Annotated in this window: 10 protein-coding genes; 4 read left to right on the top strand and 6 right to left on the bottom strand. The window is 46.9% G+C overall.

Features of this window, described 5'->3' with window-relative positions:
• Positions 1 to 6: 6 nt before the first annotated feature.
• The 3 genes from Pan161_RS16570 to Pan161_RS16560 all read right to left on the bottom strand — a co-directional run bounded on the left by Pan161_RS16570 (position 7) and on the right by Pan161_RS16560 (position 3,669).
• On the bottom strand, positions 7 to 1,026 hold the full coding sequence (locus Pan161_RS16570; protein ID WP_145228896.1) for a DUF1559 family PulG-like putative transporter: 1,020 nt from the start codon (positions 1,024 to 1,026) through the stop codon (positions 7 to 9).
• Between the two features lie 195 nt (positions 1,027 to 1,221).
• Positions 1,222 to 2,109: a DUF1559 family PulG-like putative transporter gene (locus Pan161_RS16565; protein WP_197995357.1), complete on the bottom strand. Its 888-nt coding sequence runs from the start codon at positions 2,107 to 2,109 to the stop codon at positions 1,222 to 1,224.
• 75 nt (positions 2,110 to 2,184) lie between these two features.
• Complete coding sequence (locus Pan161_RS16560) at positions 2,185 to 3,669, bottom strand: DUF1559 family PulG-like putative transporter (protein WP_145228892.1); 1,485 nt, start codon at positions 3,667 to 3,669, stop codon at positions 2,185 to 2,187.
• A gap of 371 nt (positions 3,670 to 4,040) precedes the next feature.
• On the opposite strand from Pan161_RS16560, the gene Pan161_RS16555 reads away from it, so the two are divergent.
• The 4 genes from Pan161_RS16555 (at position 4,041) to Pan161_RS16540 (ending at position 9,915) form a co-directional block, all read left to right on the top strand.
• The gene (locus Pan161_RS16555) at positions 4,041 to 5,312 is read left to right on the top strand and encodes a lactonase family protein (protein ID WP_145228890.1); all 1,272 of its coding nucleotides are present in this window, start codon (positions 4,041 to 4,043) and stop codon (positions 5,310 to 5,312) included.
• A 619-nt stretch (positions 5,313 to 5,931) separates the two neighbouring features.
• Positions 5,932 to 6,549: a hypothetical protein gene (locus Pan161_RS16550; RefSeq protein ID WP_145228888.1), complete on the top strand. Its 618-nt coding sequence runs from the start codon at positions 5,932 to 5,934 to the stop codon at positions 6,547 to 6,549.
• Between the two features lie 493 nt (positions 6,550 to 7,042).
• Positions 7,043 to 8,212, top strand: a complete 1,170-nt coding sequence (locus Pan161_RS16545; protein ID WP_197995356.1) for a DUF4339 domain-containing protein — start codon at positions 7,043 to 7,045, stop codon at positions 8,210 to 8,212.
• A gap of 92 nt (positions 8,213 to 8,304) precedes the next feature.
• Positions 8,305 to 9,915, top strand: a complete 1,611-nt coding sequence (locus Pan161_RS16540; RefSeq protein ID WP_145228884.1) for a hypothetical protein — start codon at positions 8,305 to 8,307, stop codon at positions 9,913 to 9,915.
• 7 nt (positions 9,916 to 9,922) lie between these two features.
• Here the strand turns inward: Pan161_RS16540 and Pan161_RS16535 are convergent, their stop codons facing one another.
• Genes Pan161_RS16535 through Pan161_RS16525 form a run of 3 tightly spaced genes read right to left on the bottom strand, consistent with a single transcriptional unit; the run spans position 9,923 to position 12,044 of the window.
• Positions 9,923 to 10,543, bottom strand: coding sequence for a HEAT repeat domain-containing protein (locus Pan161_RS16535; RefSeq protein WP_145228882.1), 621 nt, complete (start codon positions 10,541 to 10,543; stop codon positions 9,923 to 9,925).
• Between the two features lie 29 nt (positions 10,544 to 10,572).
• Complete coding sequence (locus tag Pan161_RS16530; RefSeq protein WP_145228880.1) at positions 10,573 to 11,028, bottom strand: NADAR family protein; 456 nt, start codon at positions 11,026 to 11,028, stop codon at positions 10,573 to 10,575.
• Positions 11,029 to 11,030: 2 nt separating this feature from the next.
• Positions 11,031 to 12,044, bottom strand: coding sequence for a hypothetical protein (locus Pan161_RS16525; RefSeq protein WP_145228878.1), 1,014 nt, complete (start codon positions 12,042 to 12,044; stop codon positions 11,031 to 11,033).
• Between the last annotated feature and the right edge of the window lie 20 nt (positions 12,045 to 12,064).

The following is a 12,064-nucleotide window of genomic DNA, read 5'->3' as shown; positions in this document are numbered from 1 at the left end:
TTTCGCTTAAAAAAGAGGAGTGACATTTCCGTCGTTGTGCTGGATCGCGTTCTTAAGTGTCTGAGATGCAATGCCAGCTGGGATTTTTCTGATCGATCCGTCAGCCATGATACAGAGAAATGCGCCCCGTGAGGTCTGTCCCAGTACGCTGACCGGATTGGCCTGATTGAAGGGCAGGTCCACAGGTTTTGTCCAGGGGACTGCTTTGTCCGAGCCTGCCTGAACGCAGAGGATGACATTTCCCGTACCGTCAGTAAACTTGCGCATTTGTGGCCCTTTGTCTCCGGTGAAGGGGGTTCCCTCGCCACTGAAGGTCATGATCGAAGTATAGCCAGCTTGATTGACTCCTTCGGTCTGGTAGATATCAGGCATTTCTTTCAGTAGAGCAGAATTGTGAGGACTGTCCCAGGCTTCCTGCAGATTAAAACGTTGATAAAGCTCTTTCTGTCCAAGAAATGGAAGCATGTGTACGCGCCAACTGAGCAGAGGTTTTCCATCGACCAGATGCGCATCTGCGGGAGGGAAACGGGTAAAGGAATCATGGAAGTCATGAAACGCCTGACCGATTTTCTTCATGTTATCAATGTCAGAGGCAGCAGATCCATTTCCCGAATTCCCACCAGACTTATTTAATTGCGAATTGATGACCACATCAACTTTGTCCGTGATTGACTTCATGAGTCCTCCACCAGGTTTACTGGAAGAGAACAAAAATAACAGTCCGCCGCCAATCAGGACGAGCGCTATTGCGCCTCCCGCAATCAACTTATTCTGGTTTGAGCCTGGAGATGTTTTTTTTCGACCTTTGGATTTCGACTTATTTTTTGGTGCGCTGCTTTTGCGACGTCGGGCAGGGGCTTCATACTCCGGCTCTGGTTCTTCCCAGTCCTCTGAAAAGTCATCAGTTTCAAGTTCCGGAATTCTGACAGGCGCTTCACACTGGCGACATTTGAATTTTTTACCCGCTTTGTCGTCACTGACTTTGTAGTTCTTACCACACTTTTTACATTTAAAACTGATAGTCATGATCGTCTGGGTGTCTTTGAGAATAAATGAAGGAGTTGGGGGGCGATCTGGATTACATCGCAGGGATGTTCATTTTTGTTTTGGTAATTCAATATCGTTGCCGTCAAATCACAGCCGACAGGAGTGAACCACAACAGACGATTCACTCCTCGTCTGATCTGAGAGAAACGAGAGACATGCCTCAGGGGATGCTTTCTACGGTTGAACTTCAATGACATCCCAGTCAATCCGGGTCATGTCTTGTGGGCCCACAAGTTCTTTCCATTGAATCTCGTCCAGATCCTGTTTGATCAGGGAGACCAAACCGTCACCTTTCAGAACGGCAACTGTAGAGGCGGTAGCCCCCAGCTCCTCTTTGGGTTGTGTCAGGCTCAGTCCGCCAGGCTTGGTCCATTCGACGGCTTTATCGGGACCCACTTCGACCACCATAATCGTGTTGGAAGTCCCATCAAGGGTATCTCTCATACGGGCAGGTGTTCCCAGGGGGAACAGGGAGGTCATTCTCATTTTACCTTCGCTGTCCTTTTCACGCTTGCCTTGAAAAATGCGGAAGCGCGTCTTAGTTGCACCAGTTGGAGTATCTGGAGAGCGGAAGGTCTCAGGCATGTTTTTTGCCAGGGGAGCATTGTGGGGACTGTCCCAGGCTTCATCCAGTTTGAATTGCTTGTACAGATCCTTCTGATCGAGGAAAGGCAGAAGGTGCACCCGCCAGCTCACCTTCAAAAGGCCGTTTTCATCATAGTATTCCGGATGGTCTTCCGGAGAGGGTAAGAACATGCTGTATTCGTCATGGAAGTTGTGCAGCGACAGCCCCAACTGCTTGAGATTTTCTTTCACGGCATTAAATCGCTCTGCTGTCATCGGCTCACCTGGCTTGACCACCAGCTTTGGATCAATGGGCTTTTCTTCCGGAGTCGTCGTTGAAGAAGTTTTTTCCTCAGCAGTATTTTCTGCAGGACTCTCGGCGGCGACCTGTTCCGCATCCGTTTCCGGGCTTGGGGGGGCATTCTTCTGGCAGCCACCATTGTTGGTACTGAAGAGGATGGTCAGAAACAGAAGTGGGATGCTGCGTGAAATTTTCATTGATAAGACTTTCATCGAAAACTGATTGTTTCGTTTCAGGGATTGAGCAAGTAGCCCGAATCAGGCAGTGCAGTATTATTGGGGACGGTAAGGTTTGAGTTCAACATCGACTATCATACCGTCAGCGGGTTGAATCAGCTTGACCAGTGTTTTGGCTGGTAGATTCACAGGGACAGATCGAATCGAACCATCCATCATGACTGCAACATAGGCAGGAGAAGATAGCTTACCCAGCGCTTGGGCTGGGTCGGCCGGATCAAAGGCTAGATCTTCCGGTTTTGTCCAGGGGACTGCTTTATCTGGGCCTGCAATCACAAAGAAAATGGTATTCGAAGTGCCGTCAGTAATGTCTCTGATTCTGGGACCCAGTCCTCCTGGAAAGGGGGTGTTCTCGCCGGAAAAAGTCATCACCTGCGTAGCGCCTGGCTTAACTTGTGGATTAAACTGAAAAAGATCGGGCATTTGATCGAGCAGTGTTTTATTGTGGGGACTGTCCCAAGCCTCATCCAGTTTAAACTGGTCGTACAGTTTTTTCTGATCAAGAAAAGGCAGCAGGTGCACGCGCCAGCTTAAATTGGGTTTTCCATCAACTAAATCTTTCTCAGCGGGTGGAAATCGCTGGAATGTTTCATGGTAGTTAAAAAAAGCAACAACGATCTGCTTTAACTGATTTAATAGCTGAGACTGTTTGGCTGACAGGGTCGAATGCTTAATTTCAATGTCTCTCCAGTCAATCCTGGTTTCGTCATCCGGGCCGATCAACGCTTTCCATATTACGTCATCAATGTCCCGCTTGAAACATATGATTGATCCGTCACCAATCAGGACGGGAATCCCTCTGGCGGCATCTCCGAACTCTGCTCTGGGATGCGCAATGTTCAGACCGCCAGGTTTCGTCCATTCGACCGCTTTATCAGGCCCGACTTCGACGGCCATCACCGTATTGGATGTTCCGTCCAGAATATCGCGAAACCCAAGGGGAGTCCCCAGTGGAAACATTGTAGTGGGGGCTTTTTCTTTTTGTTGGTTTTCTTCCCGTGTTCCTTCAAATACCCGGAAGCGGGTTTTGTCTGAACCTGCCGGAGTATCAGGGGAACGGAAGGCATCAGGCATGTTTTTCGCCAGTAGCGCATTGTGAGGACTGTCCCAGGCTTCGTCCAGTTTGAATTGCCCGTACAGTTTTTTCTGTTCAAGGAAAGGCAGGAGATGCACGCGCCAGCTGACTTTCAGACGACCATTCTCATCATAGTATTCAGGATGTTCCTCTACAGAGGGAAGGAAGGTACGATTCTGATCAGCAAAGTTATGCATTGCTAATCCAATCTGCTTGAGACGTGCTTTGACCGCCTGATAACGCTCTGCAGTCATCGGCTCGCCTGGCTTAGTCACCATCTTGGGATCAATGGGTTTTTCTTCAGAGGCAGCAGTAGCCTTTTTTTCTTCAGTCGCAGATGTCTGCTCAGTTTTGGGATCGGTTGATTGATTCTTCTGGCAGCCAGAAGAGAAAGCAATGAGCAGGATTGTACCCAGCGTTATTACGGTATTTCGAATGGCAGGCATCGTGTGAACTTCCAGATTTCGCGTTTAATGTTGAGATCCGGTACGCAACGGATCTGTAAAAAAAATGAAGTTTTGTGCCTGCCTTCGTTAAGATTCTGCACTTTGGCATTATCAGAATGAAGTGACTTAAGTCTATCCGCTCGTGATACTTGAAGCAAGTTAATGACAGGTAAAGAATGTACCAGAGAAGCAATTCGAAGTGTCTTTGCAGAGAGGATGAGAAATAAAGCAGTGAGGAAAATTAATCTCAGACTTGGATTTGTGTACTGATTTCTTGCTGATAACAAATGCAATGTGTCAGCAATCACTATAGTATGGTGCTCTAATCTTCTTCAAATATCTCACCCACTGACAAATATAGAAACCCACCGATGAATTTTACCGAGCAGTCTCGTCGTTCTTTTCTGAAATCTTCTCTGGCGATGTCAGGAGCAATTCCGCTTGTCGCTGGTCTGGCTCAGGCAGAATCAAAGTCGGCGGGCAAACCACTGATGGCGTATGTGGGCACTTTCAGTTCTCCGCTTCAAGATGTATTAGATACTCAGGTTGATCTGCCGCCCGGCAATGGACGTGGCATTCACTTGTTTCAAATTGATCGCCAGACTGGAGCCATGGCACCCGCCGGCATCCAGCGTATGGGAACTAGCCCCAGTTGTCTGGCCGTCAACGCAGTTGGCACGCGACTCTATTCGACGAATGAAACTGATCGCGTGGGAAAAGAGAAGCATGGTTCTGTCTCCGCGTTTGCGATTAATCAACAGGACGGATCACTGACACCTCTCAACAAGGTCAGCTCTGGGGGAGACGGACCCACTTACGTGAGCATTCATCCTTCAGGTAAATATCTGCTGATCGCCAATTATTTTGGTGGCTCGGTTTCCGTGCTTCCCATTCTGGAAGACGGACGACTGGGCGAGGCGACTGATGTGAAAAATGATTCAGGCGAAATTGGTCCCACCACGGCTGAAAATGCACCAGAAGGCAGCTTCGCTTTCAGCGGACATGATCACACGCACGCACATATGATTCAGGCCGACCCGAGCGGGCGGTTTGTACTGCACGTTGATCTGGGGCTGGATAAAATCTATATCTGGAAGTTCGATGAGAACACAGGAAAACTGACCCCAAATGATCCCCCAACCGTCTCGCTGCCTCCCGGTGATGGCCCCCGGCATTTCCATTTTCATCCCAATGGGCGCTGGTTCTATTCCATTCAGGAAGAGGGCTCAACCCTGGTGCTGTTTGATTACGATTCGAAAGCGGGGACACTGACTTCCCGACAGACCATTTCGACTCTCCCAGCCGGTTTTAAAGGCAGCAACTTCTGCTCAGAAATTCTGGTTTCGCCTGATGGAAAGTTTGTGTATGCAGGCAACCGACTGCATGACAGTATTGGCATCTTCGCGGTCGGCCCACAGGGGGAATTGACCTGGGTTGCCGACGAATGGACCCGCGGCAATTACCCCCGCAGTTTCAGTTTCGATCCCACAGGAGAATTCCTGTACTGCGGTAATCAGCGAGCGGACAACATCGCCATTTTTAAGGTAGACAGAAACTCCGGGAAATTGACGTTCACCGATCAGTATGCCGCAGTGGGCAACCCTTCTCATATCGTCTTTCTGGATCTGGCTAAAAAGCAATAGCTGATAGAGCGATAGATTGGGTCTCTGCAATGACCAGTCTCAAATACAAAAACCCGACAGGAACGGTTTTCACACCATTTCCCGTCGGGTTTTTTATAGTACCGGAGGGGGGACTTGAACCCCCACGAGGTTTACCCTCACTGGATTTTGAATCTGGAAATCCCGTATTTATCTTGTATTGACTTTACAGGACACTTGGGTTGGAAGTAACTGTTTGGGTATGGTTTGTGATGATCTCTCCGTTGATTTTGAGTTGGACCAACATTAGTCAAATATTGCCAATTTTGCGCCGGAATTGCGCCGGAATTGCGCCGGATTTTCCTCACTAGGTTTCCACACCAAGCATTTTCAGAAATTGATCTACCTTGCGCCGGAAATGCGCCGGAAATGCGTTGGATCTGCGCCGGTTTGTTTGCTGGATATCAGTAAGTCGTAATAAGGTCAAGACTTGTGAAAACTGTACTCACTTTAATAAAAATCCAGCGGCATAAATTCAACACATCATAACGGAAGTTGATAAGAAATACCCGTTTGTATCCCTACGTCATCCAATGCTAATTGGCTAACAGGACACCGGCAATTCGAGCAAATTTCATCCCCTCTCTAAAAGGAGAACTAAATGAAAGACCTCATTGCCAGACTATTCGTCATCAGTCCATTTTGGGTGGCGTATAATTTTCACGAGACATATGACGGTCCGATGCACGAACGGATGAGTTTCAGCACAATGATATTTATGTCGGTCGTGTTTTATGCGATCTTGGCATGGAAGGATTCTAATCGAGCACCACGATCTTCTGTATCCGTAATTATCAGAAATATGGGACTGACATTCTGTTGTGTATTCTTCCCGCTTAAACTTTTAGGAATGGGCTGGTTCATGTGGTACATGATGGCGCATTCTATGGTATGGATAGCTTTATTCTGGCAATGGGTCGCTCATTCTATCGCTCATCATCTTGTGTATCCGTATGTGGATCATAATTATGAAACGATTCGTAAAGCAGGGTGGAGTCCAATTTGGGACGGTTCGTCTTTCAATCACGATAGCGAATTGATCAAAAATGGTGGATTTGAAGAGCCAGAATACACAGACTTTGTGCCGCCTGCTCACTGGCAATATCAGTGCCCAAGGTGTCTCGTTCGAGTCGAGCACTCTTTTGGTGTGTGTTGGAATTGTTCCTACGGAAGTTGTCCCGGTGACGAGAGGGAATACTTCGAGCGATGGGGGAGTTGATAAGTTCTGAAAACTTTCCAGAGTAGACTGGGTATTAAATGAAATTGTCTTTTCGTTGACAAGCCTGTCTCAAAAACCAACACCATCCCAAAATTTCAGTCAATAGCTGTGGATGACGCTGGATCGGAACTGTACTATTGATACACGAATGCTTCGGCAATTCGTCGTAGCTATCACAATTAAAACATATAGGAGATTTATTTAACGGCCTGTTATGGCCAATCTGACAATTTGAATGACGTGCGAACGTCAAGTTTTGCTTCCCACTAACCGACCAACCTGAGCCGAAAGGCTCTTGATGCACAAGAAGCAGTGCTTGGTGGACGCTCCCGAAACGGGGGCGTCGGCCATGCGCTGTTCTTGTGCGCCCCTTGGTCGGGGTAGTGGGAGCGGTCGTGGTTCGGCGCTCCTTTTTTTGTGCGCTGCTGATCGTGGTACAGGACACCGACAAGACGACGAAAACCGTCCAACGCACAAAATTTGGGAGAACACAATGGCGAAAGAATGGCATTATGCAAAAGACGGCGAAAGACACGGCCCTGTCACGTCCCAGCAGTTGAAGAAACTCGCTACTTCCGGCGAACTTCAGCCGACTGATCTCGTTTGGACTGAAGGAAATGATGAGTGGAAACCAGCGAGCGGCATCAAGGGATTGTTCCCTACAAAGCCAGATTCATCAACGCCACCACCGGTCCCCGGTTCAATGAATACAGCCAAAATGGATACGGCACCTGCTCTTTGGAATCCAACTGCTATTCGATTATGGAGTTTGCTTTTTACGTGGGGCTTTGGTGGATTTTTGATGGCTCAGAATTGGAAGTCATTGGGGGAGCATGAAAAAGCAAAGAAATCGATGATATGGTTTTATTCAATATTTGGATTCATCTTTCTTGGGCTGATTACTCCTGATGATGATTTCACGCTGAAAATATTTCGTTTTGTAGGACTTGGAATTCTTGCGGTTTGGTCAATATTTTCGGCACAGCCTCAAATAAATTATATCAAAAAGCGTTTTGAAAATGACTATCAAAGACGTTCTTGGGGTAAACCAATTGGCATTGTGTCGGCGTGTTTATGCTTTCTGCTTGCGTATACCGTGCTTCCTACGCTGCTTGGTACACCGGCAGAAATTCTCACAGTCCGGTATGGAAAACTCGACGCTTATCCGGGCATCGGCATTGGGAATGCCATCGATGAGTTTCTATCTGATCCCGAATGGTCGGTTATCGAAAGTGAAGACGGCAATCACTTCGTCAATATCTCTGGCGGAATGACGTATCAGGAAAATCCTGTGAAAGCATTGCTCCAATTTCTTGTCGTTGATGATCGCTTTGAATTTACCGCTCTTGAATTTAACGGAATCGTTCAGAATGAAATCATGAGAGTGAGTCTGATGGATAAGATGATGAGTAATTTCATTGATTCGTCGGGATCGGATACAGGCGGTGTGGTGCCACAAAAGACGGCATCGCTCGCAGATTACGACAGTATCCATTCTGGGATGTCACAGGCAGAGGTTGAAGCAATTCTTGGTTCCGGTACGGAAGTTTCGAATACCGAAGCCGGAAGCGTCTCGATGGTTATTGTCAACTACTTCGTGCCTGACGGGGTGATTACTGTAAATTACACGAACGGAAAAGTGTTCTCGAAGGCGAAATTGTGAGATCGCTATTACACAAGAATAGTTTTACACGAAAGATAGTGAGCGCTAAGGTTTAATTTCGCCTCAACAATTAAAACAAAGGATGTTGAATAATGACATTTTACAAGCAGACCATATGGCTGATTCTACTTTTCCTTCCTCTATTCAATACAGAGGCCGCAGATCCTAAAATTACTGTGACGCTTGGGCAGCATAGGGTTGTCTTCCCAGCCGGTTATCGAGGACTGAACTACTTTCCCGATGAGCCAATTAGCGTGATCAAGAAAAATCCGTTTCAGTATCTTATGACTGCTGGCGATTCAACATATTTGATGCAAGGTCGTACCTTAGACAATGCTGTTCCAATCAAGAAGGTTCTCGTTCCCGGCGCAAAAACAGAATTTGATAACGGTTATGCCGGAATTACTTCCACAGTGTATAACAATAAAAGAAAACAACTTCTTGCCTTCTACCACGCCGAAGACCACGTCGGAATGCCCAAGGTGTCATACAACAAAGATATACAGGGAGCGTATTGGTCTATCGGAATGGCAGTGTTGAACGCCGACAGCAACGTATTTACAAAATCAGGCCAGATACTCACCCCAAGTGTTAGAAAATCTGATGTTACCCATGATCATCAAGGAATCGGGGATGTTTGCGTAATAACCGACTCAACCAATACATATTTATACGCCTATTTCACCGATTTGACTCGAAAACAGGGCAGCAAACCTGCAAAAATTGGCATGGCTAGGAGCCGGATTGTGGACGGTGGCAAGCCCGGAAGCTGGTACAAATTCCACAACGGCGGATTTACTGAAAAGGGACGTGGTGGCATGGAAAGTCCGGTGGTATTCCCCCCTGCCTCATTTCCTTGTGATGTCTACGCTCCACACGTTACTTACATCCGGGAATTGAAGAAGTATATGATGGTCTGCAACGTCATGGTCTATTCGGACCACGAGAAACAGCGAGCCGAAAAAGGGGGAATTTACTTCTGCTTCTCGGATGATGGAATCAACTGGTCAGAACCAAAATCATTGGTGACGGGCCATCCTGTGCCTTATCAGGGAAGAAAATATGTGGGGCATCCCCATCTGCTGATCACCCGAGCGACTGTCAATCGGGTATCTGGCTGGCTGTTATACGCTTACACACCACGATGGGGAACCAAAGCACCGAACCAGCCCCACCATTTGGCAAAGCGGACCATTACGATCAATTTGGGCAAAGACAGCGACACAACATCAACACAGCCAACCCCTCGCACAACACCTGTGGACCTTACATCCCTTCGAAAACTTGCAAACTCAGAGAAGGTAAATACCAAGGGGGAAATATTCGATCTGGACCTGACGGGGGCTTCACTTACCGAATCACATCTCGCTGCAATCGGAACACTCCGTTCTTTGGGATCATTGGCGCTTCGGCAGACCAACGTGACTAACGAGAACCTCGAAATCATCGGGAAGCTGACGAAACTGAAATATCTATCTCTTGGAAAGACAAGAATTACAAGCGATGGCCTGCGCCATCTGAAGGGGCTGAAGAATCTCAAGGGGCTTCGCATCAATGGAAACAAAGGCATCGGGGACAGTGGTGTGGAACACTTGACGGGCATGAAGAAACTGACCGTACTCCAGATCAATAACACGTCCATTACGGGGGCTGGCGTCCAAAAGCTGAAACGGGCACTTCCAAATTGCAAGATAATTCGCTGAAGCTCGTTCAGTTCCGAATTGCCACATGACTTGGATCGTTGTCCGTAATATCCCGAATCGCTTCTGCTGCAACACCCTGCACAGATGAGCCATCATCGTTTAGCAGCCGCTTTAATTCAGGCATGGCTTCTTTGGCCAACTCGCCGAGTTGCCCAAGGAGCCATACTGTCTGACATCGAATGCCGAAGTCGTCGCTCTTCAATGACTTGATCAGAACCGGCATGAGTTCTTTGGATCTTGTGGAATCAATCATCAAGATGTGGCCGACTGCGCTAACATGACTGAACTCGTCATCGCTACCGATCCATTTCTCCAGAATTGGAACGGCATCAATCGCCTTTGCCCCAAACGAAGCTATTGGTGTGAGGGCAGCAATTCTTACATTGCGGTCGGGATCTTTCAGAGCATTGATCATGGCTGGGAGTGCTGGTTCGGTATTTTGGTCGATGTGTTCGAGTATTTGTAGTGCAAGAATACGCAGGTCTTCGTCAGAGTCGTTGAGAGATTCTATCAAAGCGTGGATTGCTGCTTCACCGAGTTGCTGAAGTGCTTGCTCGGCATCGAATACCCGGTCGGGATCAGTCCGAAGGGCGAACGTGCGAAGGAGTTCAAGGATGTTGTTGATCATGATAATATCTACTCTTCCGTGCCACAAATTTATCCACGCTCGTCCTGAAGCTGTTCTCGAACTTGCATCAGGATTTGCCCAAGCATGTTCTTGCCGCTTCCGTTGCCACCATCACCCCAGTAGGAGTCGTTTGAGGTATGTTCTACGATTTTCGCATTGCCAGTCGAAATGAGCATTGTACACAAGTCTTCGTGTTGACTAAATTTTGCAAGCACCGCTTTCCGCATAATCGAAACTTTGACCGACTCCCAGTCTTTTCTCAAAGGCCGTTTACGACTACGGCCCATACGAGCGGCAATCATGGGTGATTTCGCCTTGCGTATTGCTTCGAGGTGTTCATCACCAACAAACTTTTGAGCGTGAAAGTAATGCTCGGACGTAGGCCATTTCTTGCCGTCTATCCGTACTGGAAACGGGGCAAAGTTCGAAAACTCGCCGTACTCATCGCTAACGCTGTAAAAGTTGATAGTCTTGTTGTCGGACATTCTTACTTTCCAAGCTCAAGAGCCATATCGATAAATGGCCCTACTGATTTTCCAAAAATTGCTATTCCTGCATCATGCGGGAAAGGCAGGTTTAGATGCCCCGCTGCCATTCCGTTTAATGCAAAATCGAAACCCGCAATGTTAATGATACAAATCAGAGAATTACGACATTCAAGGGTCACTTCTTCGGATCGAAACGGCCATTCTCCCGGATAATCGGATTTCAATATTCGTTTCTTCGGCCAATTGCTGGCTTTTATTTCTTCAGATGAACGTCGAGTCCAATTCTTTTGATCTTGTTTTAATATTTTGACAGACCGTCTGTAGTCCGTGTTGCCAAAGTCTTCATCTTTCAGGTTTCTGAAAGATGAGTAAGTCATAGAGTATCGCTGCAATTTTACACCGTGATTTCCAAGTGTGAATTGCATTGCAATTGCTCGAAGGAACCGCTCCAGCTTGCTGATGATTTTGCTATGAACACGAGGGTAATAATCTCGGTAAAGTAATTGCATGTCGTCTTCATGAAGGTACGGTGTCTTATCCTCTATGCTCGCTTCTAATTCTTCCCATTCGTCCGTAGGGTTGATGGGAATATTTTGATTTCCGGTGATGACATCAAGATTGTAGTAGCGTGCATATTTTCCAAATTCAGATAGTATATGAATTATTTGATGTAAGCTGGAATCTTCCTTTAAGTATGCCAAATCTTCCTCTAGTAGTTGGATATTCTGAGTGTTGTAGAATTCTGTATAAATCTTGTAATTCAGAGATGATAGATCGTGACCGAGTTTTTTTAGGTATTTGAAAGTTGGATAACTACCATTTCGAGCCTCACACACTAAGCAAATAAAACACTTCATTAAACGCTCTAAACCACTGGCAAGCAATTGATGAGGCAAATGGTAGAAGTCGTTCTCCATATCTATATCTTGAAGATCACCTAATCCTGCAACAATCAACTTGTGAGACGATTCCAATTCTTCAATTAAACACAAGTCTTTAATCATTTTATTCATCTAAACCCCCGAGGATGCAA

The organism is Gimesia algae, assembly GCF_007746795.1.
Taxonomy (GTDB): Bacteria; Planctomycetota; Planctomycetia; order Planctomycetales; family Planctomycetaceae; genus Gimesia; species Gimesia algae.
Note: the sequence above shows the minus strand (reverse complement) of the source record. Positions and strands in the feature narration are given on the sequence as shown.